Genomic DNA, 26796 nt, shown 5'->3' with positions numbered 1-26796 from the left:
CCTGCCGGTCGGGCCGGCCCGGCCGCCGGTCGGTGCAGTAGCGTGGACCGCCGCCGGTCGTCCCGGCCTCGCGGTGACACCCGCCCGGGCGGGAGAAGTGGAGGTGTACGCCGGTGAAGCGACCCACGATCGCCGACGTCGCCCGACGCGCCGGGGTGTCCAAGGGGGCGGTGTCCTACGCGCTGAACGGGCAGCCCGGGGTCTCCGAGGCCACCCGGCAACGGATCCTCGCCATCGCCGCCGAGATCGGCTTCAGCCCGAGCCGCGCCGCCCGCTCCCTCTCCGGCGCCACCGCCGACGCGGTCGGCCTCACCCTCTGCCGCCCGGCCCGTACGCTCGGCATCGAGCCGTTCTTCATGGAGCTGATCAGCGGCGTGGAGGCCGAACTCTCCGCCCGGTCGTACGCCCTCACCCTCCAGGTGGTGGCCGACCAGGAGGCGGAGGTCGCGGTCTACCGGCGGTGGTGGGGCGAGCGGCGGGTCGACGGCGTCCTCGTCTGCGACCTGCGCGCCGACGACCGCCGGGTGCCGGTGCTGGAGGAGCTGGGCCTGCCCGCGGTGGTGATCGGCGGCCCGGGTGGCACCGGCGGGCTGGCCAGCGTCTGGTCCGACGACGCGGCGGCGCTGGTCGAGACCGTGGAATACCTGTTCGCCCTCGGCCACCGCCGGATCGCCCGCGTCGGCGGCCTGCCCGCCCTGCTGCACACCGAGATCCGCACCGAGGCGTTCACCGGAGTGTGCCGGCGGCTCGGCCTGGCCGACGCGGTCACCGTGCCCGCCGACTACACCGGCGAGGAGGGGGCGCGCGCGACCCGGCGGCTGCTCAGCTCGGCCGGCCGCCCCACCGCCGTGATCTACGACAACGACGTGATGGCGATAGCGGGACTGTCGGTGGCCCAGGAGATGGGCCTCGCCGTGCCGGGCGAGGTGTCCATCGTGGCCTGGGACGACTCGCCGCTCTGCCAACTCGTGCACCCGCCGCTGACGGCGCTCGGCCGGGACATCCCGGCGTACGGCGCGCACGCCGCCCGGCAACTGCTCGCGGTGATCGGGGGCGCGCCGGCCGAGCGGGTGCAGGACGAGACGGCCCACCTGACGCCCCGGGGCAGCACCGCCCCGCCGCGCGCGAGCTGAGGCGGAGCGCGCCCACCTGGACGCCCGCCCGTCCACCTCCTGGCCGAGGCGACGGCGGGAGCCGTGGGCGCCGCCCCGCGCCGGCCGGCTTAACCGGTTCATCGCCTCTCCCGACCCGCGCGGCGGCGCCTGGGGCCACCCGCCCGTGCGCCTCCGCGCGACCCGGGCCGGCCGGCCTCCCTCCGATCGGTGTGAACGTCTGGTGTCGAGACGTTGATGGTGGTAACTTTCTCGCCACTTGCAAGACCTTGCAGAAACATTCGTCATCTCGTGACGCAACCCGTCACGTCACTGTCCGGTCCGGACAATCCCCCGCTGCCGACGGTTGTCACGCAAGGCACCCCGTCCCCCTCGGCCCCGCCGACACCACCCCCGAGGAGATCCGATGCACCCCCGCACCGGACGACGACGGCTGATCGCGGCGGCGCTGACCGCCGGGCTCGCCGTCGGACTGGCCCCGCTGAGTACGGCCTCCGCCGCGAACACCGTGACCGTCTACTACCGACCCGCCGCCACCTGGACCGGCCAGGTCAACATCCACTACGCGCCCGACGGCGGCGCGTGGACGGCCGTGCCCGGGGTGGCGATGGAGGCGGCGTGTGCCGGCTGGCGCAAACGCACCGTCGACGCCGGCACCGCCACCGGCCTCCAGGTGGTGTTCAACCACAACGGCACGACCTGGGACAACAACCGGGGCGCGAACTACCGCACCGGCACCGGGACGGTGACCGTCGCGGACGGCGTGGTCGGCACGGCCGACCCCTGCGCCGGCTCCCCCACGCCCACCCCGTCGGACCCGCCGACCGGCCGGACGGCCGACGTCTGGTACCACCTCGGGACGCGGGGCTGGGCCACCGCGAACATCCACCACCAGGTCGCCGGCGGCGCCTGGACCACCGTTCCCGGCGTACCGATGGAGGCTGGCTGCGCCGGGTGGGTCCGCCGGATCGTCGACCTCGGCACCGCCGGCACGCTGCGGGCGGCGTTCAACGACGGCACCGGCGCCTGGGACAACAACAACGGCGCGGACTACACCCTGGGCGCCGGGGTGAGCACCGTCAAGGCGGGGGTGGTGACCCCCGGCGCGACGTCGCCGTGCGCGCCCGGCACGCCGGACACCACGGCGCCGTCCGTACCCACCGGCCTGGGCGCGACCGCGAACGGGCTGCGGGTCGCGGTGACCTGGGCGGCGTCCACCGACGACCGGGCGGTGACCGGTTACCGGCTCACCCGCACCGGCGGGCCGCAGGGCACCACCACGGTGAGCACCGCCGCCACCGGCCACGTCGACGCCGCCCTGAGCCCGCACACCCGCTACGAGTACACCGTCCGGGCGTACGACGCGGCCGGCAACACCTCACCGGCCAGCGCCCCCGTGGCGGTCACCACCGGGGCCACCGCGCCCCCGCCGGCCGCCGGCACCCCGCTCGGCGGCGACCCCCGCGAGGACAGCATCTACTTCGTCATGACCGCGCGGTTCGCCGACGGCGACGCCACCAACAACCGGGGCGGCAGCCAGCACGTGAAGTCGGGCAACGCGGCCAACGACGACCCGATGTTCCGCGGCGACTTCAAGGGCCTCATCGACAAGCTGGACTACGTCAAGGGCCTCGGCTTCTCCGCCCTCTGGATCACCCCGGTCGTGCTGAACCGCTCCGACTACGACTTCCACGGCTACCACGGCTGGGACTTCCAGCGGGTCGACCCCCGGCTGGAGAGCCCCGGCGCGAGCTACCAGGACCTGATCAACGCCGCGCACGCCAAGGGCATCAAGGTCTTCCAGGACGTGGTCTACAACCACAGCTCCCGCTGGGGCGCCAAGGGGCTGTTCACCCCGACCGTCTACGGCACCCGCGACGAGCAGTGGAAGTGGATGTACAGCCGGCAGGAGGCGGGCCGCGCGTACGACCCCATGGTCGAGCACCCCGGCACCGACCCGGAGCTGACCCCGGCGCAGAACGCCCTCGCCAAGGGTCGGCCCTACAACGGGGACGTCTGGTCGGGCACGGCCCCGGCCGGCAACCAGTGCCCGCGCTGGGGCGCCCCGGCCGGCACCAGCCCCGAGGGCTTCCGCCTCTACGAGTGCCAGTGGCCCACCCCGACCAGCAAGCTGTTCCCGGCCGACCTCTACCACCAGTGCTGGATCGGCAACTGGGAGGGCGAGGACGCGCGCAGCTGCTGGCTGCACGAGGACCTGGCCGACTTCAACACCGAGAACGCCACCGTGCAGAAGTACCTGATCGACGCGTACAACAAGTTCATCGACATGGGCGTGGACGGCTTCCGCATCGACACGGCCGTGCACATCCCCCGGGTCACCTGGAACCGGCGGTTCCTGCCCGCGATCCAGCAGCACGCGCTCGCCACCCACGGCGAGTCCGGCCGCGACTTCTACGTCTTCGGCGAGGTCGCCGCGTTCGTCAACGACAAGTGGAACCGGGGCTCGGTGAACCACTCGGCGCAGTTCTTCACCTGGAAGGAGCGCAAGGAGTACAGCCCCGACGACGTGCGGGCGGCCATCGAGCAGTACGACCACGAGCAGCTGCTCGGCCCGAACGGCCAGCCCACCAGCGACAACGCGTTCCTGCGTGGCAACACGTACCACGCGCCGGACCACTCGAAGTTCTCCGGCATGAACGTCATCGACATGCGGATGCACATGAACTTCGGCGACGCGAACAACGCCTTCGGCAACGGCAGGGACTCAGACGACAGCTACAACGACGCGACCTACAACGTCGTGTACGTCGACAGCCACGACTACGGCCCGAACAAGTCGAACACCCGCTACACCGGCGGCACCGACGCCTGGGCCGAGAACATGAGCCTGATGTGGACGTTCCGGGGGATCCCGACGCTCTACTACGGCTCGGAGATCGAGTTCCAGAAGGGCGCGAAGATCGACTGTGGGCCGACGTGCCCGCTGGCCACCACCGGCCGCGCCTACTACGGCGACCACCTGGCGGGCACGGTCACCGCGACGGACTTCGGCCGGGTCGGCTCCGCCACCGGGCCGGTGGCCGGCACCCTCGACAAGCCGCTGGTCAAGCACGTGCAGCGGCTCAACCAGATCCGCCGGGCGGTGCCGGCCCTGCAGAAGGGGCAGTACTCCACCGAGGGGATCAGCGGCAACTCGATGGCGTACAAGCGGCGCTTCACGGCCGGCGGGGTGGACAGCTTCGCGCTGGTCACGGTCTCCGGCAGCGCGACGTTCACCGGCGTGCCCAACGGCCGCTACACCGACGCGGTGACCGGTGACGTCCGTACGGTCACCAACGGGACGCTGACGGCGACCGTCAGCGGCAAGGGCAACCTGCGCGTGTACGTGCTGGACCTGCCCGGCAACCCGGCGCCGGGCAAGGTCGGCGACACCGGCCCCTACCTGCGGTGACTCCGGTGTCGGGGACCTGGCCGGTCCCCCGGCACCGCCGGTGGCCCGCCCCGCGCCTGCGGGTCGGGCCACCGGCGGGTCTCCCGTCAGCGCGAGGCCGTCGGGAACTCCTCGAAGTACGCCTCGACCCGCTCCGCGGTGGCCGGGCGGGCCAACGCGAAGCCCTGCCCGTAGCGGCAGCCGGCCCGCCGCGCGCCGTCTACCAGGCCGGCCGACTCGAGCTCCTCGGCGACGATGTCGAGCCCCAGCCGGTCCCCCACGTTCACCACCACGTCGATGAGCGGGCGCTGCGGGTCCGCCGGATCCACCAGCTGCGGGCCGACCTTCAGCAGGTCGATCGGCAACCGGCGGAGCTGGGCCAGCGAGGTGTGCTCGGCCCGGAAGTCGTCCAGCGCGGTGCGCACGCCCAGCGAGCGCAGCCCGGCCAACCGGGCCACCACCGTCGGCAGTTCGGCACCCACCCGGGGCTCCGCCACCTCGACCACCAGCCGCTCCGGCGTCAGCCCGTACGCGTCCAGCACGGCGGCGGTGCGCGGCACGAAGTCGGGGGCGGTCAGCTCCCGTACGGTCACGTTCACCGCCATCCAGAGCTGCCGGCTCCCGGCCGACCAGGCGGCGAGCTGCCGGCACGCCCGGTCCAGCACCCAGCAGCCCAGCTCCCCCACGATGTCGAGGTCCTCGGCCACGGGCAGGAACTCGGCGGGCAGCACCGTGCCGAGCACCGGGCTGCGCCATCGCAGCAGCGCCTCCGCGCCGACCGGCTGCCCGTCGGCCAGGTCGAGCACCGGCTGGTAGACGAGGTCCAGCTCGCCCCGGGCCACCGCACCGGGCAACTCCCGTTCCAGGTCGAGCCGGCGGACGAGCTGCTCCTCCAGGTAGGCGTCGTACCACTCGACCCGGTCCCGGCCGAGCTGCACGGCCCGGCGCCGGGCCAGGTCCGCCTGGCGCAGCACGTCCTCCGGGCCGCCGTTGCCGATCTCGGCCAGCCCGACACCGGCCCGCAGCCGCAGCACCGCACCGGCCACCTCGTAGGGCTGGGTGAGCGCGCCGAGCAGCCGGGTGCCCAGCGCGTACGCCAGCACCGGGCCGGCCTCGGTGACCACGGTGAAGCTGGTGGCGGTGACGTCCGCGAGCAGGTCCCGGGGGCCGACGACGGCGCGGGCGCGGCGGAGGGCCTCGGCCAGCACGGCCTCGCCGACCTGGTGCCCGTCGGAGGCGGGTCCGGGGTTGTGCAGGTCGACGACGAGCAGCGCGCCGGGGGCCGGCGCGTCCCGGAGGGCGGCGAGGGCCCGCAGCAGCGCCGGGCGGTCCAGGGGCATGCCGGGCCGGCTCCGGTCGGTCGATCCGGACCGCTCCGGCGCGGCGTCGGCGCGGGCCGGCGGCGGCTCGTCCGAGCGCAGCAGGTCGCGCAGCACCAGCGGCGGGGCCAGGGCCAGGGCGAGCAGGATCGCCGTCAGGTCCGGCGGACCGCCGTCGCGCAGCTGCCAGCCGATGGCCGCAACGGCCGCGAAGGCCGGGACCACCGCCCGGGGCCACACCGTGGTCGGCACCTCGGGCCGGGCGGGCTCCGGGCGGGTCGCCCGCCGCGCCCCCGCCGCCGTCAACAGCACCCCGCTCACCAGCGGAGGTACGGACAGCAGCGCCGCCCGCTCCGGTGCCGCCCCGGCCGGGAGCGCGGCCAGCAGCACCAGCCCGGACAGGGTGAGCGCCGCCCCGGCCCGGCAGCGGGCCGCACCCGTGCGCCGGTGCGGCCCGGTCGACACGACCAGTACGGCGAGCGCGAGCCCGCCCAGGGCCACGGCAACGGCGAGCCGGACCGGCGGATCGAGAGGGTCGCGGGGCAGCAGCAGCCAGCCGGCCAGGACCAGCCCCAGGCCGGCGGCGCTCGCGTCGACGGCCCCGCGCAGGCGGGCCCGGGCGGACGGACCGCAGGAGCGCGGCAGGGCGGGCAGCCCCGCGACGAACAGCGCGGCGGCGGCGGCCAGCCCCGCCACGGCGACGCCAGACCGGTGGCCCGGCCCGGCGAGCGGCAGCACGGCGGCGGTGAGCCCCGCCGTCACCACCGCGGCGTCGAGCAGCACGGCGACGCGGCGGGACGCGGCCGGGCGCCGGCGGGCGGCGCGGGAGCGGGCCGGAACCTGCGCGGGGGCGGGCGCGGCGGCGGGGAGCGGTTGCGCGGCGGCGAGGCGGGAGAGCCGCGTACCCGCCAGTGCGCAGCTGGCGGCGGCGGCCAGCGCCACCACGGCCAGGGCGGGCATCCGACCGAGAGCGCCGGCGAGCAGGAGCAGCGTGACGGCGGCGAGGACGAGGACGTCCGGCCGGGAGGGACGAGGGACGGACGCGTGTTGCGGGTACGCGAGGGGCACGGCGGTCGCCTTCGTGAGGGGGCACGGGCGGTGCGACGGTGCAGGGCATCGGACCCGGGGTGAGTCCACTGCCCATCAGTCGGGAACGATCGGCCGCGAAGGCGGTGACGCCCACCAGCCAGTGATCTCCGTCACCGACGCCGACGGTCCGGCCGGCTCGGCCCGCCGCGTACCGGCGCCGACAGGGGTGGGATCATCGGAGGGTGACCAGCCCAGACACCGTCCACTTCCGGCACAACCAGGCGATCCTGGCCGCCGCGATCGTCGCCTTCTTCGGCGCCCTGCCGGTGGCCGGCGCCCGGTGGTACCTGCTGCCGGTGCTGCTCGTCCCGCTCGCCGTCGCGGTCTGGGCGTGGCGGGCCGGCACCGACGCGGACGCCCGCGAGCTGCGCCTGCGGGCCCTGGTCGGGCAGCGCCGGATCGGCTGGGAACGGATCGTCGAGCTGGCCGCCGACCCGCGCGGTCGGGCGGTCGCCCGGCTCGACGACGGTCAGCAGGTCACCCTGCCGGCCGTACGCGCCGCCGACCTGCCCCGGCTCGTCTCGGCCACCGGTCAGAGCCTGCCCGGCGCGGCCGGCTGAGCACCCCCGGGGCGCGGCTGCGCACCCCCGGGCCGCTCAGTAGCCGTCCACCACCGTGTTGATCAGCGGCTCACCGGCCGCGAACCGGCGGACCTGCTCGGCGACCAGCCGGTACGCGCGCGGCAGCAGGCCGCGTACCGAGCCGGCGACGTGCGGGGTGAGCAGCACGTTCGGCATCGTCCACAGCTCGTGGTCGGCCGGCAACGGCTCCGGATCGGTGACGTCCAGCGCGGCCGAGATCCGGCCGGTACGCAGCTCGGCGACCAGCGCCTCGGTCCGGGCCACCGGCCCACGGGCGGCGTTGACCAGCAGCGCGCCGTCCCGCATCGCGGCGAGGAAGCTCTCGTCGACCAGCCCCCGGGTCTGCCCGGTCAACGGCACCAGCAGCACCACCACGTCGGCCTCGGGAAGCAGCCCCGGCAGCTCCCCGACGCCGTGCACGCCCTGCTCCGGGCGGGCGGTGCGGGCCACCAGCGTGAAGCTCACCTCGAACGGCGCCAGCCGGTCGCGTACCGCCGTGCCGATGGAGCCCGCCCCGACGATCAGCACCCGCTTGCCGGCCAGCTGATCGGTGGGGGCCACCTCGCCGTACGCCCACTCGCGCCGGGCCTGCGCGCGGGCCAGGGCGGGGAAGGCGCGCAGCTGGGACAGGATCGCCGCGACCACCCACTCGGCGGTGGACGGATCGTGCACCCCCCTGGCGTCGCAGAGCGTCACCCCGGACGGGACCCGGCCGGCCCACGCGTCCGCCCCGGCGGAGAGGAGCTGCACCACCGCCAGGTCGGGCAGCTCGCGCAGCAGTGCGGTGACGTCCCCGCCGGACAGGAAGGGCGGCACCCAGAACCGGACACCGGACGTCTCCGAGGGAAGCCGGGAGACGTCCTCGGCCACCTCGACGGTGACCTCCGGCGGCAGCTCGCCGAGGAGCGCCTGACCGTCCTGGTGCGGGATCCATACCTTCACGCCCGCCGACGATAGGCTCCCGGTGCCTCCGTCCGTCGGGCGGGGCGGCTGCGGCACCCGGACGGGTGGGCCGCCGGCGCAGTGATCAGGGTGACGCGGCGGCGACCGAGGCGATTGCGGCCCGGACGGGGTATAAGGGAGGACCGGAGTGCCGGTCGGCCTCCATCCGCACGGACAGGTGGTCAATGACGGACGGCTCCCGCGACGACGCCCCCGAGCGGGCCGGGTCCATCTCTGCGCTACGCGACCCGGATCGGCTGCGCTCCCTCGCGGAGACCCGGCTGACGGCCGCCCCCGACGAGGCGTTCGACCGGTTCGCCCGGCTGGTCGGGGACCTGCTCGACGTGCCGGTCGCCCTGGTGTCCCTGGTCGACGCCGAGCGCCAGTTCTTTCCCGGCGAGGTGGGCCTGGTCCGGCCGTGGGCCGCGCGGCGGCAGACGCCCCTGAGCCACTCGTTCTGCCAGCACGTCGTCGACCTCGGGACCCCGATGGTGCTGCCCGACGCCCGGCTGCACCCCGCCCTGCGGGACAACCTCGCCGTGCCCGAGCTGGGCGTCGTCGCCTACGCCGGGATGCCGCTGACGGACCTGGAGGGTCGTGTCCTCGGCTCGCTCTGCGCGATCGACGACAAGCCCCGCGACTGGACCGCCGAGCAGTTGCGGACGCTCGCCGACCTGGCCGCCGCCTGCGCCTCCGAGCTGCGGTTGCGGATCGCCCTCGACGGCGCCGAGCAGGCGCGGCGGCGCGCCGAGGAGGCCAACGGCCGGCTGGAGCTGCTGGCCGGGCTGGCCGGGACCCTGGCCGGCACGCTCGACGTGGCCACCGCGCTGCGCCACCTGCGCGACACGATGGTGCCGCTGCTGGCCGACTGGTCCCTGGTTACCCTGGTCGGGCCCGACGGGGCGCCCCGCGACGTGACCGCCGCACACCGCGACCCGGCCCGGGCCCCGGACGTCGCCCGCTTCGCCGAGCTGATGCGCACCGGGCTGAGCGCCCACTCGATCACCCGGGCGGTGCTGCGCACCGGCCGGCCCGTACTGGGCGCCGCGGCGACCCTCGACGACGTACGCCGGGGCACGGTCGGGCCGGAGATGCCGGAACTCGCCGCCCGCCTCGGTTTCTCCTCGCACCTCAGCGTGCCGATCATCGACGCCGGGCGGGTGCTCGGCTGCGTCACCCTGATCAACGGCCCGCAGCGGCGCGACTTCGACGACAGCGACCTGCTCATCGCCGAGGACATCGGCCGCCGGGCCGGTCAGGCGATCGGCAACAGCCGGATGTACGGCGAACAGCGGCACGTCGCGCACGTGCTGCAACACAGCATGCTGCCGGAACTGCCGGTCACCCGGGACCTCGAACTGGCCGCCCGCTACCAGCCGGCGGCGGACCGGGTCGAGGTCGGCGGCGACTGGTACGACGCCTTCCGCCAGCCGGGCGGGGAACTGATCGCGGCGATCGGCGACGTGGCCGGGCACGACATCGAGGCCGCCGCGACCATGGGGCAGCTGCGCAACCTGGTCCGGGGCAACGCGTACGGCCGGCCCGACGCGGTCGACGAGCTGATGAGCCGCCTGGACGAGACGATCCGCGGGCTGCACCTGCGGACGGCGGCCACGGCGGCCCTGGTGCGGCTGCACGCCGCCGACGCCGGCGGTCAGCGGGTCACCTGGTGCAACGCGGGGCACCCCCCACCGCTCGCGGTCCGGGTCGGGGGCGCGGTGGAGGTGCTCGCGGGAGCGCCGGAGCCGCTGCTCGGGCTGAACCGGCCGGTACGGCGCACCACCCGGCACACCCACCTGGCCACCGGCGACACCCTGCTGCTCTACACCGACGGGCTCATCGAACGGCGGGACCGGCCCATCGACGAGGGGATGACGGAGCTGCTCGCCCGGCTGGCCGGCACCGACCGGCTGCCGCTGGGCGATCTCTGTGACCTGCTGCTGACCACCGCCCCCCGGCGGGAGGACGACGTCGCGCTGCTCGCCGTCCGGGCGATCTGACCGCACCACGGAACCGGTCCGATCCGACGGCCCCGGTCCGTCGCCGTGGCCGGCTACCCTGGGCCGGGTGAGCGCCCGTCCCCCGTACCCTCGCATCCGCCGTCTGCGGACGGCCCTGGCGGCTTCGTGCGCGGCGCTGCTGCTGGCGACCGCCGGTTGCAGCTTCGGCGAGCCGGAGCCCGACCCGGCCGGCGAGCCGCCCACCTTCCCGACGCCGTCGGCGACGGCGAGCCCTGGCGGGGCCGGCCAGGAGGTGGTCACCACGGTGCTGGCCAAGGGTCTGCGGGTGCCGTGGGCGATCGCCTTCCTGCCCGACGGCGCGGCGCTGGTCACCGAGCGGGACAGCGGCCGGATCCTGCGGGTCGGCCCCGAGTCGGGGCCCGACGGGCTGAAGGTCACCCCGGTGCAGACCATCTCCGACGTGGCGGCCTCGGGTGAGGGCGGGCTGATGGGCATCGCCGTCTCGCCCGACTACCAGCGGGACAAGGCGATCTTCGTCTACTACACGACCGAACGGGACAACCGGATCGTCCGGCTGGAGTTGGGCGGCACGCCGACCCCGATCCTCACCGGCATCCCCAAGGCCGGCATCCACAACGGCGGCGGCCTCGCCTTCGGCCCGGACGGCCTGCTCTACGCGAGCACCGGCGACGCCGGCGACCGGCCGCAGGCGCAGGACGCCAAGCGCCTCGGCGGCAAGATCCTGCGGATCACCAAAGACGGCAAGCCGGCACCCGGCAACCCGTTCCCGAACTCCCCGGTGTGGTCCCTGGGCCACCGCAACGTCCAGGGCGTCGCCTGGGACGCCGGCAAGCGGATGTACGCCGTGGAGTTCGGCCAGAACACCTGGGACGAGATCAACCAGATCACCAAGGGGCGCAACTACGGGTGGCCGACGGTCGAGGGGCGTGACGACGACAAGCGCTTCGTCAACCCGATCGCCCAGTGGCCGACGTCCGACGCGTCCTGCTCCGGGCTGACCGCCGCCGACCGGCTGCTCGTCACCGCGTGCCTGCGCGGCAAGCGCCTCTGGCTGGTCGAGCTGACCGACACCGGCACCGTGCTCGGCCAGCCACGCGAGCTGCTGACCGACCGGTTCGGGCGGCTGCGGGCCGTGGCCGCCGCGCCGGACGGCTCGATCTGGGTCAGCACCTCCAACCACGACGGGCGGGGCCAGCCGGCGCCCGAGGACGACCGGCTGCTGCGGTTGGTCTTCGCCGGTGGCGGGGCCGGCCGGAGCTGACGCACCGGCTGGTCCGGGTTTCCCAAGATCCTTCAGTGGGCAGGTCAGAATCTCACCATGGACGGCCAGGAGAACGAAGAGCACGCGAACCGGGACGAGGCCGTCCCGGCGGCCGATCGCGCCCCGCGCCCGGCGCCCCGGCGCGACGGCGCCGAACGGACCGGCCGGCGAGCGCTGCGCGGGACCGGGGTGATCCTGGCGGTCCTCGCCGTCGCCCTGGTCGGCGTGGTGATCGGCGTGCTCGCCGGCGGCCGGGTGAGCACCGACATCGGCCCGTTCCAGGCCGACCTCTCGGTCGCGCCGGCCTTCGGCGGCGGCACCACGGTCGACATCCCGCCGCTGGGTGCGCTGCTGCTCGACAGCCACGACGGGCCGACCCACCTGACCGTGGAGCTGGGCGCGCTGGACCAGAGCCGCACCGAGGCGCTGCTCGACGATCCGGCGAGCATCAACCGGGCGAGCCAGTCGGCCGTCGACGACGTCCGCGAGGGTGTGCTGCGGCTCGGGCTGCGGACGCTCGCCTCGGCGGTGCTGGTCACCCTGCTGCTGGCCCTGCTGGTCTTCCGCGACACCCGCCGGGCGGCCTGGGCGGGCGCTCTGGCGCTGGTGGTCACCGCCGGCAGCCTCGGCACCGCCGCCGCCACCATCCGGCCGGAGGCCATCGAGGAGCCGCGCTACGAGGGGCTGCTGGTCAACGCCCCCGCGATCGTCGGTGACGCCCGGCGGATCGCGAACGACTACACCCGCTACGCCGAGCAGCTCCAGCGCATCGTCGGCAACGTCAGCCAGCTCTACACCACGGTGTCGTCGCTGCCGGTCTACGAGCCCGCCCCCGGCACGACGCGCGTACTGCACGTCTCGGACATGCACCTCAACCCGACCGGCTGGCAGCTCATCCGCACCGTCGTCGAGCAGTTCGGCATCGACGTGGTGATCGACACCGGGGACATCACCGACTGGGGCTCCGAGCCGGAGGCCTCCTACGTCGGCTCGATCGGCCTGCTCAAGAAGCCGTACGTCTACATCCGGGGCAACCACGACTCGGGCCGGACCGCGGCGGCCGTGGCCCGCCAGCCGAACGCGATCGTGCTGAGCAACACGACCACGACGGTCGCGGGGCTGACCATCGCCGGCATCGGCGACCCGCGCTTCACCCCCGACAAGAACACGTCGCCGGCCGGCAGCGGGCTCACCCAGCAGACCGCGGACCAGCTCATCGGCGTCGGCGACCAGCTCGCGGCCACGGTACGCAGCTCGCCGCGCCCCGTGAACATCGCGCTGGTGCACGACCCGGCCTCCGCCGGCCCGCTCTCGGGCACCTGTCCGCTGGTCCTCGCCGGGCACACCCACGACCGGCAGGTCTCGAAGCTGCCGGAGGTGCCCGGGAAGGGCCCCACCCAGCTGATGGTGCAGGGCTCCACGGGCGGGGCCGGGCTGCGCGGCCTGGAGGGCGAGAAGCCCACCCCGCTGACGATGACCGTGCTCTACTTCGACAAGGACAAGCTGCTCCAGGCGTACGACGACATCACCGTCGGCGGCACGGGGCAGGCGCAGGTCAACCTGGAGCGGCACGTCGTGGAGGACCCGCAGGCCGGCGTGCCCGCCCCGGTCACCCCCACCCCGACCCGCTGACCCCCGACCCGCTGACGCTGAGCGCTGGGTGCTGAGCGCTGGGTGCTGAGCGCTGGGTGCTGGGTGCTGGGTGCTGGGTGCCGAGCGTGCCGCGCCGGTAGCCAGCCTGCCGGTGTCCGGGTGGCCGACCGTCCGCTGCAGGTCGCCCTGACCGGTTGCCGCGGCCGCGACTCCGCTGGCGTTCGTAACGCTGCGTGGCCACCTGCGTCCGCAGCCACCCAACCCCTCGGACGCTTTGCTCTGCAGCCGCAGACGCACCAGTAACTCCAGGTAGCGATCCGCATCCAGCCGCCGGTCGGGCGAATTGGCATTCCCCCTGCTCAGGAGAGTGGTGCGTCGGCGGCTGCAGAGCAAAGCGCGCGAACGGGGACCGCCGCGCCCCGCGCCGCCCGCCACGCTCCGTAACGTCAACCATCCGTCACTCTGAGCGACAACGGGGGTGCGCTGATCGCCGCCGGTCCGCGCCGCGTCGCAAGCCCCGCAACGACTCGACACCACATGCCGAAGTGCCTCGACACCACGTGCCCGCAGCGTCTCGACGCCTGCCCGGTGGCCCCGTGTGCCGGGCACAGCCGGAAGGCACGGCGCCCTCCGTAGCAGGACCGCCCCACCCGGCCGCCTTGTCAGGTCAGCGCAGGGACAGGGCCGCCAGGGCGGCGTTGACGATGCTGCCGGGGAGCAGGTCGTGCAGGTCGTACAGCTCGTGGACGCTGCCGGACTGGCCGAACTCGTCCACGCCCAGCGGCACCGCCGGGGCGGCGAGCGCCGAGCCCAGCCACGCCATGGCGTGCGAGGCGGCGTCGTGCACCGTCACCACCGGCACCCGGTCGGCGAACGCCGAACGCAGCGCGCCCGGCACGCTCGGCACCGTGGCCGTGCGTACGCCCTGGCGGAGGGTGCGCTGCCAGGCCCGGTAGAGCCGGTCCAGCGAGGTGACGTCGACGACGTGCGCGGCGATGCCCTCCTCGGCCAGTTCCGCCGCCGCCGCGAGCACCTCGGGCAGCACCGCGCCGGAGGCGGCCAACTGCACCACCGGGGCGTCGGCCAGGTGCGGGTACGCCTCGTGGGCGTCGACCAGGCGGTACGCCCCGGCGACCGCCTGCCGACGCAGCACCGCGTCGCCGAGTCGGGCCCGCGCCGCCTCGAAGGGCGCCTGGTCGATCGGGCGGGTGCTGAGCCGGAAGTAGTACGCGCCGTCCTCGGCGGGAGCGGCCGTGGCCGACGGGGCCGCCCCGCCGGCGATCTGGCCCAGCGCGTCGCAGAGCAGCCAGTCCAAGGTGGCCGCGTACGCGGGTTCGAGGAACGTCACCCCGGGCAGCTCCAGCCCCACCGAGGCGGTGATGGTCGACTGGTGGGCGCCGCCCTCCGGGGCGAGCGTGATGCCCGACGGGGTGCCGGCGACCACGAACCGGGAGCCGGAGTACGTGCCGTAGAGGAACGCGTCCAGCCCGCGCAGCACGAACGGGTCGTAGACCGTGCCGACCGGCAGCAGCGGTTGCGCCGACAGGTCCCACGACAGGCCGAGCTGCCCCAGCAGCAGGAACAGGTTCATCTCGGAGATGCCCAGCTCGATGTGCTGCCCGGCGGGGCTCTCCGTCCAGCGCAGCATCCGGTCCTCGGTCCAGGAGCGCTGCTCCGTCGGGGCGAAGACGCCGGTCTTGTTGATGAACCCGGCCAGGTTGGTGGAGGTCGCCACGTCCGGCGCGGTGGTCACCAGGTAGCGGCCCACCTCGGGGTTGCGGGCCAGCTCGACCAGCACCCGCCCGAAGACCTCCTGCGTCGAGATCGGCTTGTTCGCGCGTACCCGTGTCGTGTCGGGGACCGTGACGCCCAGCGCCCGCTCGCGGGGCGCGCGGGACAGCGCCTCCCGGCGCTCGTTGGCCCGGATGCCGGCCGGAGACGCCGGGTCCAGCCGGTCCCACTCGGTCTCGCGCGTCAGCCCCCGCGCGGCCCGCAGCGCGTCGACCTGCTCGTTGCTCAGCAGCGCCGAGTGGTTGCGCGGATTGCCGGCGATCGGCAGCCCCCACCCCTTCACGGTGTACGCGAAGATCACGCTGGGTCGGTCCGTGACCGCGTCGCACTGGGCGTACGCGTCGAGCATCGCCGCCATGTCGTGCCCGCCCAGGTCGGTCACGAGCGGCCCCAGCTCGTCGTCGCCGACGTCGGCGATGAACGCCTCGATCCCGTCGGGCGCACCGTCGAGGAACTGCTTGCGCAGCGCCGCGCCGGTCAGCCCGAACAGCGACTGGTACTGCTCGTTGGGCATCGCGTCGATCCAGTCGCGCAGTGCCCCGCCGCCCGGCCGGGCGTACGCCTCGGCGAGCCGGCGGCCGTACTTGACCTCGACCACGTGCCAGCCGGCGGCCTCGAACTGACCCCGCCACTGGTTGATCCGCACCCCGGGCACCACCCGGTCCAGCGACTGGCGGTTGAAGTCGACCAGCCACGTCACGTTGCCCAGTCCGGTGGTGGCCGGGTCGGCGACGGCCTCCCAGATGTTCCCCTCGTCCAGCTCGGCGTCACCGATCAACGCGACGAACCGGGAGTGCGGGCGGGCGCCGAAGTGCGCGTCGACGTAGCGGCGGGTCGCGGCGGCGAAGAGCGGCGCCGCCGCGCCGAGCCCGACGGAGCCGGTGGAGAAGTCCACCTCGTCGGGGTCCTTGGTGCGCGACGGGTACGACTGGAGGCCACCCCTGGCGCGCAGCTTCGTCAGGTAGGAGCGGTCGAGGTTGCCCAGCAGGTACTGGATGGCGTGGAAGACCGGCGAGGCGTGCGGCTTGACCGCCACCCGGTCCTCGGCGTCGAGGTGCGCGAACCACAGCGCCGTCATGGCGGTGACCAGCGAGGCGCTGGACGCCTGGTGCCCGCCCACCTTCACCCCGTCGCCGGTGTCCCGGTCGTGGTTGGCCGCGTCCACGATCCGGGTCGCGAGCCAGAGCACCCGCTGCTGGATCTCTTCGAGGACGTCGAGGTCGGTACGGTTCACGGTCGACTCCAAGGGTCCGGCGGTCACCGTTGACGGCCGGTCGGGGGCGGGTGGGTCGCGAGGGGTGGGCGTCTGCGGGTGCGCAGCCGCCGCGTGCGACGGGCGCACGCGGCGGCTCGATGCGGTGGAAGGGACCTCCCGTGCGGAGGGCGTCGGAAGATCCCCTTCCCTGCCGGTTCAGGCGCCGAGGCGCTCCAGGATCAGCTCCCGGACCGTCTTGGCGTCGGCCTGGCCACGAGTGGTCTTCATGACCGCCCCGACCAGGGCGCCGGCCGCGGCGACCTTGCCGCTGCGGATCTTGTCGGCGATGTCGGGGTTGGCGGCGATCGCCTCGTCGACGGCGGCGGTGAGCGCGCCCGTGTCGGAGACGACCTCCAGGCCCCGGTTGGTCATGATCTCGGTCGGCGAGCCCTCGCCGGCCACCACACCCTCGAGGACGGTACGGGCCAGCTTGTCGTTGAGCTTGCCGGCGTCGACCAGGCCCTGGAGTTCGGCGACCTGCGACGGGGTGGCCCCGATGTCGGCCAGCTCCACGCCGGTCTCGTTGGCGCGCCGGGACAGCTCGCCCAGCCACCACTTGCGGGCCGCCGCCGGGGAGGCGCCGGCGGCCACGGTCTGCTCGATCAGCTCGACCGCGCCGGCGTTGAGCACCGACTGCATGTCCAGGTCCGACAGGCCCCACTGCTCCTGGAGCCGGCGCCGGTGCAGCCGGGGCAGCTCCGGCAGCGCGGCCTTCAGCTCGGCGACCCAGGCGGCGTCCGGCGCAAGCGGCACCAGGTCGGGCTCCGGGAAGTACCGGTAGTCGGTCGCGGTCTCCTTGGACCGGCCCGGCGTGGTGTCGCCGGTGTCCTCGTGGAAGTGCCGGGTCTCCTGGGTGATCCGGCCGCCCGCGTCGAGTACGGACGCCTGCCGGATGATCTCCGACCGGACGGCCCGCTCGACCGAGCGCAGCGAGTTGACGTTCTTGGTCTCGGTGCGGGTGCCCCACTCCTCGCCGGGCAGGTTGAGGGAGGTGTTGACGTCGCAGCGCAGCGAGCCCTCCTCCATCCGCACGTCGGAGACGCCCAGCGAGCGGAGCACGTCGCGCAGCTCGGTGACGTACGCGCGGGCCACCTCGGGGGCGAGCGTGCCGGTGCCGGGGACCGGCTTGGTGACGATCTCCACCAGCGGGATGCCGGCCCGGTTGTAGTCGACCAGCGACTCGGTGGCGCCGTGGATGCGCCCGGTGGCGCCGCCGACATGCAGCGTCTTGCCGGTGTCCTCCTCCAGGTGCACCCGCTCGATGCCGATGCGCACCAGCTCGCCGTTGACCTCGACGTCCAGGTAGCCCTCGAAGCACAGCGGCTCGTCGTACTGGCTGATCTGGAAGTCCTTCGGCATGTCCGGGTAGAAGTAGTTCTTCCGCGCGAACCGGCACCACTCGGCGATCGAGCAGTTGAGCGCCAGGCCGATCCGGATGGTCGCCTCGATGGCGGCCTTGTTGGCCACCGGCAGCGAGCCGGGCAGGCCCAGGCAGACCGGGCAGACCCGGGTGTTCGGCTCGCCACCGAAGTCCGTCGGGCAGCCGCAGAACATCTTGGTGTTCGTGCCCAGCTCGACGTGGGTCTCCAGGCCGATCACCGGTTCGTAGCGCGCCACGACCTCGTCGTACGCGGGCAGTGTCGTCGTCATCTGAGCTCCTGCCTCACAGTGCCGGTGGGGTGAACGTGCCGACGGCGCTCTCCAGCGCGGCGGCGACCCGGTACATGCGGTCGTCGGCCATCGTCGGGGCCATGATCTGGAAGCCGACCGGCAGCCCGTCGGAGAGCCCGCACGGCACCGAGATGCCCGGCCCGCCGTACAGGTTCGTCGGAATGGTGAACAGGTCGGCCAGGTACATCTGGTAGGGGTCGGCGGTGCGCTCGCCGAGCGGGAACGCCACGAACGGGGTGGTCGGCGAGATCAGCGCGTCGACCTGCTCGAACGCGGCGGTGAAGTCCCGCGTGATCAGCGTACGGACCTTCTGCGCCTGCCCGTAGTAGGCGTCGTAGTAGCCCGACGAGAGCGCGTACGTGCCGATCATGATGCGGCGCTTGACCTCGGCGCCGAAGCCGGCCTCCCGGGTCAGGGACATGACCTCCTCCAGCGACCGGTTGCCGTCGTCACCGACCCGCAGGCCGAACCGGACGCCGTCGAACCGGGCCAGGTTGGAGGAGGCCTCGCTCGGGGCGATCAGGTAGTACGCCGGCAGCGCGTACCGGAAGTGGGGGCAGGACACCTCCACGATCTCGGCGCCCAGCTTGGTCAGCGCGTCGACCGACTCGCGGAACGCCGCCATCACGCCCGGCTCGGCGCCCTCGCCGACGAACTCGCTGACGATGCCGAGCTTCACGCCGGTCAGGTCGCCGGTCGCGCCGAGCCTGGCGGCGGCCACCACGTCCGGCACGGGCTGCGGGATCGAGGTGGAGTCGCGTGGGTCGTGCCCGCCGATCACCTCGTGCAGCAGCGCCGCGTCCAGCACGTTGCGGGCGCACGGGCCGGGGGTGTCCAGCGACGACGAGAACGCCACCAGGCCGTAGCGGGAGGTGCCGCCGTAGGTGGGCTTCGCGCCGACCGTGCCGGTGACGGCACCCGGCTGCCGGATCGAGCCGCCGGTGTCGGAGCCGATCGCCAGCGGCGCCTCGTACGCGGCCAGCGCCGCGGAGCTGCCGCCGCCCGAGCCGCCCGGGATGCGGCTGAGGTCCCACGGGTTGTGCGTCGGCCCGTACGCCGAGTATTCCGTGGAGGAGCCCATCGCGAACTCGTCCATGTTGGTCTTGCCGAGCATCACCGTGCCGGCGGCGCGCAGGCGCTGCACGATCGTCGAGTCGTACGGCGGGCGCCAGCCCTCCAGGATCTTCGACCCGACGGTGGTCGGCACGCCCTTGGTGGTCAGCACGTCCTTCACGGCGACCGGCACGCCGGCCAGCGGCCCCAGCTCCTCGCCGGCGGCGCGGCGGGCGTCGACGTCGGCGGCGGCGGCGAGCGCGCCCTCGGTGTCGACGTGCAGGAACGCGTTCACCCGGTCGTCAACGGCGCCGATGCGGTCCAGGTGCGCCCGGGTGACCTCGACGGCGGAGGTCTCGCCGGAGGCGACGAGCCCCGCGATCTCCGTCGCGGTCAGTCTGGTCAGATCGGTCATGACGCCACATCCTCGTCCAGGATCCGCGGTACGCGGAACCGCTGCTGCTCGGCGTCGGGCGCGCCCGACAGCGCCTCCTGCGGGGTCAGCCCGGGCACCACGACGTCCTCGCGCAGGACGTTGGTCAGCGGCACCGAGTGCGACGTCGGCGGGATGTCCGCCGCGGCGACCTCGCCGACCTGCGCGACCGCCTGGAGGATCACGTCGAGCTGGCCGGCGAAGGTGTCCAGCTCCTCCTCCGTTACGGCGAGCCGCGACAGTCGCGCCAGGTGCGCGACCTCCTCGCGGGAGATGGCGGCCATCGGTGCCCCCTTCGTGACGGTGCTTGCGGGTCGGACCGGGTGTCGGCCGCGCGACCGAGGTGCGTGACGCGCGGTGACCGGAGCGAGTCTATTGTTCCGCCCCGGCGGCGCGTCCCCGACTCCCCCTCCGGCGCGGCGGAGGGGGCCGTCGTCCGCCGCCGTGGTGCGCGGGCGGTCGCCCGGGTGCCTCGACCGCCGCGCCGCGCCGCCGGTGTCGCGGGTGCGCCGGGTGGGCGGCTCAGCGGGCGTGTCGGCGGGGAATCTCGGTGTCGGGGCTGGGCGTCGGGCGGACGGGACGGTAGCGGGCCAGCCAGCCGACGAGTTCCTCGGCCGGCATCGGCCGGGCGTAGAACCAGCCCTGCGCCGCGTCGCAGCCCGCTGCGTGGAGCATGCGCCAGGTGCGCTCGTCCTCGACGCCCTCGGCGACCACCCGCAGCCCGAGCGCCTTCGCCAGCTCGATGGTCGACTTGACGATCGCCGCGTCGTCGGCGTCGTCGGCCATCCCCAGCACGAAGGAGCGGTCCACCTTCACCTCGGACAGCGGCAGCCGCCGCAGGTGCTGGAGGGAGGAGTAGCCGGTGCCGAAGTCGTCCAGGGCGATGCCCACGCCGATGCGGTGCAGCCGGGTGATGGTGGCCAGCACGCGACGCGGGTCGGCCATCAGGGCGCCCTCGGTGATCTCCAGTTGCAGCCGCTGCGGCGGCACCCCGTAGCGGGCGAGCCGGTCGGCGATCTGGTCGGCGATCTCGCCGGTGTGCAGGTCGCGCACGCTGACGTTGAGCGCCGCCGGCAGGTGTGTCCCGGCGGCCGACCACTTGGCGAGCTGTTCCACCACGTCGTCCACCACCCGGCGGGTGAGCAGCCGCATCACCGCGCTCTGCTCGGCGACGCGGATCAGCTCCTCCGGGTCCACCATGCCCCGACGGGGGTGCCGCCAGCGCAGCAGCGCCTCCACGCCGACCACCTCGCCGGTCGCGATGGCGACCTGCGGCTGGTAGTACATGGTGATCTCGCCCGCGTCGGCGGCCGCAGCGGCGTCGGGGTCCCGCCGGCCGGTCGCGTCGTGGCGGGGACCCCGCCGGCCCGTCGGGGCGCGGCCGTCGCCGGGCTCCCCCGCGCCGTCGTCGACGGGCGGGCCCTGCCGGCGTACGACCGCGGCGCCCTGCCCGCCGGGGTGCCCGGCGCCGTTGCGGCGGCCCGGGCCGTCGCCTTGGTCGGGGCCGTCCGTCGCGGCGGTCGCCGCCCGGCGGCGGATCGGGTCGGCGGCGGTGACGATCCGGTTGATCAGCTCGTCTCCGGGCGGCGGCCCGGGCCGCTGCCGACGGCGACGCAGCCGCCAGCGACCGGCTCCGGGGGTGAGGTCCGCGACGTCGGCGGAAAGCGTGGCCCCGTCGCCGCCCCGGGTGAGGCCGGCCCGCCCGTCACCCGGCAGGCGGCCGGCCGACGTCGGCCCGGCCGCGACGGCCACCGCCTGGTCGCCCGGGGCGCCGTCGGCCGGTCCGGCCGCGGCCTGTCCGGTGGGCGGGGCGGTCGCCGGACGGCCCGCCTCCAGCACCCGGCGCAGGTCGGCGAGCAGGCCGAGCCGCTCGGCGGAGTTGTGGTCGGACTCGGCCGCGTAGACCGCCACGGTGTCGTTGCGGTGCTTGGCGTCGTACATCGCCACGTCGGCGTGGCGCATCAGGGTCGCGAAGTCCTCGCCGTGCTCGGGGAAGAGCGCGATGCCGATCGAGCCGCCCACATCGAGCGGCAACCCGTCCAGCGACACCGGTTCGGCCAGCGCCCGGACCACCCGGCCGGCCAGCTCACGGGCCTCGTCGGCGTCGGTCAGGCCGGTCATCACGATGGCGAACTCGTCCCCGCCCAGCCGGGCGACCATGCCCTCACCGACCACACCGGTCAGCCGGGCGCTCACCTCGACCAGCAGCCGGTCGCCCACCGCGTGCCCGAGCGCGTCGTTGACGTTCTTGAACCGGTCGAGGTCGATCAGGAGCAGCGCCAGCCGCGCGCCGGGCTCGCCCCGGGCCGCGCGTTCGGCGTGCACGTGCACCTGCTCGCCGACCTCGGCCAGCAGCGCCTTGCGGTTGGGCAGGCCGGTGAGCGGGTCCAGGGAGGCGAGCTGCTGCTGCTCGACGCTGAGCCGGGCCATCCGGTAGACGGCGAACAGCGGCACCAGCACCAGCGGGATCAGCGCGGCGCTGGCCCGTGCCGCCGCGACCAGCACCGGGGCGAGCAGCAGCAACGAGCCGGTGGAGAGCAGCTCGAAGCCCAGCCCCTGCCGCAGGCTGGGCCACCAGCGGTCGCCGAAACGCAGCCGGACGGCCGCGCTGACCAGCGCGTAGTTGACGGCGAACCAGGCCACCGTCGCACCGCCCACCGCCAGCACGTCCGTGCCGCGCAGCCGGCCGCCGTCGAAGATGCTGCCGGGCCCCAGCCACGTGACCGCGTACGCGGCGCCCAGGGCGGCCGCGTACTGGGCGGCGTTGAACGCCGTGCGCCACGGGGCGTGGCCCATCCGCCAGCCGGAGACGACGACGGCCACCGCCTGCACCAGCAGCGCCGGGCCGAAGCCCCAGCCGAGCAGGATGGCAAAGGTGAAGCAGGTGGACGGGAAGACCGCGGAGGTCTGCCGGCGCCCGGGCGGCACGAACGGGCGCGCGTCGCAGCCGACGGCCAGGGCCGCCATCACCCAGAACGCCACCGGCAGCCGCGGCAGCTCGGCCGGAAGGTCGAGCAGCGGGCGTACGCAGAGCACCGCGGCCAACGCGACGACCGACCAGACGAAGGCGAAGAACGGGCGCGCCCGACCAGGCGGAACGGAGTTGCGCGAGTCCGCGGCCTCCATCACACCTCCCGAGGGCTCGGTCCACGGGGCGTGACCCGGTCGCACGCCGTGCCACCAATGAAACGCCCTCCGTGTCGCAATGCCCGGCACGACAGTCGCGAATCGGTCGTAGTCGTAATTAAGTTGGTATCTCGACCTGCCCGGCCGGGTCAACGCGCGACGTGCCGCGCCCGCCGTCACTCCTCGACGCGGGCGACCTCCCGGGCAGCCTCCGGGCCGGCGTCGAGCAGCACCCGGAAACCATCCTCGTCCAGGACCGGCACCTTGAGGCTGGCCGCCTTGTCGGCCTTCGAGCCGGGGTTCTCCCCCACCACCACGAAGGACGTCTTCTTGGAGACCGACCCGCTGACCTTGCCGCCCCGGCTCTGGATCGCCTCGGACGCCTGGTCACGGCTGAACCCGGGCAGGGTGCCGGTCACCACGACGGTGAGCCCCTCCAGGGGGCGCGGCCCCTCGTCGACCGCCTCCTCGGCCATCCGTACGCCGGCCTCGCGCCACTTGCGGACCACCTCGCGGTGCCAGTCGACGGCGAACCACTCCCGGATGCTCGCCGCGATCGTCGGCCCCACGCCGTCGACCGAGGAGAGTTCCTCCTCGCTCGCCCGGTCGATCGCCTCGATGGAGCGGAAGTGCCGGGCGAGCGCCTGCGCGGCCGTGGGGCCGACGTGCCGGATGGACAGGCCCACCAGCACCCGCCACAGGTCGCGCTCGCGGGCCACGGCCAGGTTGTCGAGCAGCTTGGCGGCGTTGCTGCCGAGCGTGCCGTCCTTGTTGACGAAGAAGGGCGACCGGGCGAGCTGCTTCTCGTCCAGCGAGAACAGGTCGCCCTCGTCGGTGATGACCTGCGCGTCGAGCAGCGCCGCCGCGCCCTTGTAGCCGAGCGCCTCGATGTCGAACACCTTGCGGCCGGCCAGGTGGAAGACCCGCTCGCGCAGCTGACCGGGGCAGGTGCGGGAGTTGGGGCAGCGGATGTCGACGTCGCCCTCCTTCGCCGGCGCGAGCGGCGTGCCGCAGGCCGGGCAGGTGGTGGGCATGACGAACGGCCGGGCGTCGGCGGGACGCAGGTCGACCACCGGGCCGAGCACCTCGGGGATCACGTCGCCGGCCTTGCGCAGCACCACGGTGTCGCCGATCAGGACGCCCTTGCGTTCGACCTCCCGGGCGTTGTGCAGGGTGGCGTACGCGACGGTGGAGCCGGCCACCTTGACCGGCTGGAGAACGGCGCGCGGCGTGACCCGGCCGGTGCGGCCGACCTCGACGTCGATGTCGAGCAGCTTCGTGTTCACCTCCTCCGGCGGGTACTTGAAGGCGATGGCCCAGCGCGGCGCCCGGCTGGTCGAGCCGAGCCGGCCCTGGATGGGGACCGGGTCGACCTTGACGACCACGCCGTCGATCTCGTGCTCGACGTCGTGGCGGTGCTCGGCGTAGTAGGCGATGTATCCGGCGACGCCGGCCAGGTCGGGCACCACCCGCCAGCGGTCACTGGTCGGCAGCCCCCACGCCTTCAGGGCCGCGTAGGACTCGGACTGCGCCACCGGCTGGAAGCCGCGACGGGCGCCGATGCCGTGCACCACCAGGCGCAGCGGCCGGGAGGCGGTGACCCGCGGGTCCTTCTGGCGCAGGCTGCCGGCGGCGGCGTTGCGCGGGTTGGCGAACGGCGGCTTGCCCTGCTCGACCAGCCCGGCGTTGAGGTCGGCGAAGGCGGCCACCGGGAAGTAGATCTCGCCCCGGACCTCGACGAACTCGGGCACGTCGCCGAACTCGGCCGACGTGGCGAGCTGGCCCGGCACGTCGCGGATGCTGCGCACGTTGGCCGTGACGTCCTCGCCGGTGCGCCCGTCGCCCCGGGTCGCCGCCCGCACCAGCCGGCCGCGCTCGTAGGTCAGGTTGATGGCGAGCCCGTCGACCTTCAGCTCGCAGAGGTAGGGCACCGGGCCGCCCGCGTCACGCTCGACCCGCTCGGCCCAGGCCGCCAACTCCTCGTCGGCGAAGGCGTTGTCGAGGGAGAGCATCCGCTCGGCGTGGGCCACGGGGGTGAAGTCGGTGGAGAAGGTGCCGCCGACCCGCTGCGTCGGCGACTCGGGGGTGCGCAGCGCCGGGTACTGCTCCTCCAGCGCCTCCAGCTCGCGCAACTGCCGGTCGAACTCGGCGTCGGGGATGGTCGGCGCGTCCAGCACGTAGTAGCGGTACTGGTGTTCCGTCAGCTCCTGACTGAGCGTGGCGTGCCGTTCCCGGGCATCGGGGGTCGGCTCGGCGCCGGCGGCCGCCTCCTGTGCCGGAGTGACCTGCTGGGCGATGGCTTCCTCGGACACCGTGCGACCTCCCGTGATTCCGCTACCTCGGCACCGTATCGGTCCGGTGGGACAATCCGCCGGCCACCCGTCGCGCCCAGGCGGCGTCGGGGCCCCGGCCGTGCGAGGATCGCCGGACGGCGGTGCCGCGCGGGCGGGTCCGCGCCGCCGTCGACGCCGCGGCCCGCGCGCCGCACCCACTGACCAGGCGGGGGTACGGATGCCGGAATGGCTGCTCTGGGCGGCGGGGATCGTGCTGGCCGTGGCCGCCGGCTGGGCGTGGAACGACCGGCGGCGGGGCGACCGCGACGACGCCGGGCGACCGCCGAGGCGTCCGGGTGCCCGCCCCGGCCGCAGGACGCCGCCGGGCGGCCCCGGCCGGTCGAGCGCGCCGCCCCGGCCGCGCACCGCCGAGCGGGCCCCCGAAGGGGCGCCGCGCCCGGGCGAGATCTGGTGGGCCGACGTCCCGTACGCCGACGGCACCGGCTCGAAGGTGCGGCCCTGCCTGGTGCTGCGCGCCGACGGCGGGGGCGCCGACGTCCTGAAGATCACCAGTCAGGACAAGAGCTCCCGGGACGACCACGTGCCCATCCCCACCCGCCGGTGGGACCCCGACGCCGACCACGACAGCTTCGTCGACCTGGCCGAGCCGGTGCACGTCGCGCTGGCCGACTTCGCCCGCCGCGCCGGCGAGTGCGACCCCGCCCTGTGGCGTCGCATCCGCCGCCTACCTCACCTGCCGGGCGCCTGACCCTCAGCCCGGCCCGCCGCCTACCCCACCTGCCGGGCGCCTGAACTGACCCTCAGCCCGGCCCGCCGGGTGCCCGACCCGACCCGCCCGTCGGGCACCCCAGTGGCGGCGGCGCGGGCTCAGTCCCAGGCCCGGGCGAGGGCGGTGAGCTGGTCGGCGTACTCGATGCGGGCGGCCCAGGGCGCGGGCCAGGCCGCCATGCCCCGGGCCGTGCCGACGAAGGCGCCGGCCAGCGCGGCGATCGAGTCGGAGTCGCCAGCGGTGGTGGCGCCCCGGGCCAGCGCGGCCACCGGGTGGTCGGCGTGCCGGATCGCGCAGAACAGGGCCGTGGCCAGCGCCTCCTCGGCGATCCATCCCTCGCCGGTGTGCCGGCACGGGTCGCCGCCGTCGTCCGGGGCGGCGAGCGCGGCGTCGAGGCGGCCGAGGACGGCGAGGCACTCGTCCCAGCCCCGGGCGACGAAGTCCTCCGGGGTGTCCACCCCGGGGCGCTGCCAGAGGTCGCCGAGCCAGTCGGCGCGGTAGACCCGCCGCTGGTCGCGGGCCCGGTCGGCGAGCAGCCGGGGCAGCTCCGCCAGCGCCGCGCCGTCGCGCAGCAGCCGCACCGCGTACGCGGTCAGCTCGCTGGCGGCGAGGCCGGTCGGGTGGCCGTGGGTCAGCCCCGCCTGGAGCTGGGCCAGCCCGGCGAGGGTGTCGAGGTCGACGTCGACCAGGCCGACCGGGGTGACCCGCATGTTGGCCCCGCAACCCTTCGAGCCGGCCACCGTCGCCTCCTGCCAGCGCACCCCGCGCTCCAGTTCGGCGCAGGCCCGCAGGCAGGTCATGCCCGGCGCCCGGTTGTTCTCCGGGCTGGCCGCCCAGTCCAGGAAGCGCTTGCGCAGCAGCGGCTCGACCGCCTCCGGGGTCAGCGCCGGCGCGTCGAGCAGCGCCCAGCCGACCGCCAGCGCCATCTGCGTGTCGTCGGTCACCAGCGCCGGCTCGCCGGCGAGCTCGCGGGGACCCGCCGGCCCGTAACGGCGAACGATCTCGGCGACGGTCAGGAACTCGGTCGGCTTGCCCAACGCGTCACCGTAGGCGAGGCCGAAGAGCGAACCGGCGGCCCGCCGGAGCGAGGTGTCGATCATTCCGCGATCATGCCGCCCGCACGCAACCGGCACC

16 protein-coding genes are annotated in these 26796 nt (G+C 74.7%); 7 read left to right on the top strand and 9 right to left on the bottom strand.

All coding sequences use genetic code 11. The annotated features are described in order from the left end of the window. The first annotated feature begins 113 nt into the window (after positions 1-113). Entirely contained in the window at positions 114-1133 is a 1020-nt protein-coding gene (locus tag CLT72_RS29315; RefSeq protein ID WP_101414509.1) for a LacI family DNA-binding transcriptional regulator, read from the top strand. Positions 1134-1518: 385 nt separating this feature from the next. Further along, the gene (locus tag CLT72_RS29310; RefSeq protein ID WP_101414508.1) at positions 1519-4524 is read left to right on the top strand and encodes a carbohydrate binding domain-containing protein; all 3006 of its coding nucleotides are present in this window, start codon (positions 1519-1521) and stop codon (positions 4522-4524) included. Positions 4525-4610: 86 nt separating this feature from the next. Here CLT72_RS29310 and CLT72_RS29305 read toward each other — a convergent pair whose 3' ends face one another. After that, complete coding sequence (locus CLT72_RS29305; RefSeq protein ID WP_101414507.1) at positions 4611-6890, bottom strand: bifunctional diguanylate cyclase/phosphodiesterase; 2280 nt, start codon at positions 6888-6890, stop codon at positions 4611-4613. A 203-nt stretch (positions 6891-7093) separates the two neighbouring features. Here CLT72_RS29305 and CLT72_RS29300 point away from each other — a divergent pair, with 203 nt between their 5' ends. Beyond that, on the top strand, positions 7094-7471 hold the full coding sequence (locus CLT72_RS29300; protein WP_101414506.1) for a PH domain-containing protein: 378 nt from the start codon (positions 7094-7096) through the stop codon (positions 7469-7471). A 36-nt stretch (positions 7472-7507) separates the two neighbouring features. Here the strand turns inward: CLT72_RS29300 and CLT72_RS29295 are convergent, their stop codons facing one another. Then, positions 7508-8434, bottom strand: coding sequence for a 2-hydroxyacid dehydrogenase (locus CLT72_RS29295; RefSeq protein ID WP_101414505.1), 927 nt, complete (start codon positions 8432-8434; stop codon positions 7508-7510). A gap of 185 nt (positions 8435-8619) precedes the next feature. Between CLT72_RS29295 and CLT72_RS29290 the strand changes: the two genes are divergently transcribed. The 3 genes from CLT72_RS29290 (at position 8620) to CLT72_RS29280 (ending at position 13309) form a co-directional block, all read left to right on the top strand. Then, entirely contained in the window at positions 8620-10434 is a 1815-nt protein-coding gene (locus tag CLT72_RS29290; RefSeq protein WP_101414504.1) for a SpoIIE family protein phosphatase, read from the top strand. 67 nt (positions 10435-10501) lie between these two features. Next, complete coding sequence (locus tag CLT72_RS29285; protein WP_101414503.1) at positions 10502-11677, top strand: PQQ-dependent sugar dehydrogenase; 1176 nt, start codon at positions 10502-10504, stop codon at positions 11675-11677. Between the two features lie 57 nt (positions 11678-11734). Next, on the top strand, positions 11735-13309 hold the full coding sequence (locus tag CLT72_RS29280) for a metallophosphoesterase (RefSeq protein WP_101414502.1): 1575 nt from the start codon (positions 11735-11737) through the stop codon (positions 13307-13309). 628 nt (positions 13310-13937) lie between these two features. Here the strand turns inward: CLT72_RS29280 and CLT72_RS29275 are convergent. The 6 genes from CLT72_RS29275 to ligA form a co-directional block, all read right to left on the bottom strand. After that, entirely contained in the window at positions 13938-16295 is a 2358-nt protein-coding gene (locus CLT72_RS29275; RefSeq protein ID WP_101415459.1) for a transketolase-like TK C-terminal-containing protein, read from the bottom strand. Positions 16296-16472: 177 nt separating this feature from the next. Beyond that, a complete protein-coding gene (gene gatB, locus CLT72_RS29270; RefSeq protein ID WP_101414501.1) occupies positions 16473-17966 on the bottom strand; it encodes an Asp-tRNA(Asn)/Glu-tRNA(Gln) amidotransferase subunit GatB in 1494 nt (497 codons plus the stop codon). 13 nt (positions 17967-17979) lie between these two features. Further along, the gene (gatA, locus tag CLT72_RS29265) at positions 17980-19455 is read right to left on the bottom strand and encodes an Asp-tRNA(Asn)/Glu-tRNA(Gln) amidotransferase subunit GatA (protein WP_101414500.1); all 1476 of its coding nucleotides are present in this window, start codon (positions 19453-19455) and stop codon (positions 17980-17982) included. Then, entirely contained in the window at positions 19452-19757 is a 306-nt protein-coding gene (gatC, locus tag CLT72_RS29260) for an Asp-tRNA(Asn)/Glu-tRNA(Gln) amidotransferase subunit GatC (protein ID WP_089001642.1), read from the bottom strand. The genes gatA and gatC overlap by 4 nt, the downstream gene beginning before the upstream one ends. A gap of 238 nt (positions 19758-19995) precedes the next feature. Beyond that, positions 19996-22599 (bottom strand): putative bifunctional diguanylate cyclase/phosphodiesterase, encoded by a 2604-nt coding sequence (locus CLT72_RS29255; protein ID WP_101414499.1) that lies wholly within the window; start codon positions 22597-22599, stop codon positions 19996-19998. A gap of 176 nt (positions 22600-22775) precedes the next feature. Continuing rightward, a complete protein-coding gene (gene ligA, locus CLT72_RS29250) occupies positions 22776-24911 on the bottom strand; it encodes an NAD-dependent DNA ligase LigA (RefSeq protein ID WP_101414498.1) in 2136 nt (711 codons plus the stop codon). A 199-nt stretch (positions 24912-25110) separates the two neighbouring features. On the opposite strand from ligA, the gene CLT72_RS29245 reads away from it, so the two are divergent. After that, positions 25111-25641: a type II toxin-antitoxin system PemK/MazF family toxin gene (locus CLT72_RS29245; RefSeq protein ID WP_101414497.1), complete on the top strand. Its 531-nt coding sequence runs from the start codon at positions 25111-25113 to the stop codon at positions 25639-25641. 119 nt (positions 25642-25760) lie between these two features. Here the strand turns inward: CLT72_RS29245 and CLT72_RS29240 are convergent, their stop codons facing one another. Next, entirely contained in the window at positions 25761-26762 is a 1002-nt protein-coding gene (locus CLT72_RS29240; RefSeq protein WP_101414496.1) for an ADP-ribosylglycohydrolase family protein, read from the bottom strand. Positions 26763-26796: the final 34 nt, after the last annotated feature.

It is taken from the genome of Micromonospora sp. CNZ309 (assembly GCF_002846525.1).
Note: the sequence above shows the minus strand (reverse complement) of the source record. Positions and strands in the feature narration are given on the sequence as shown.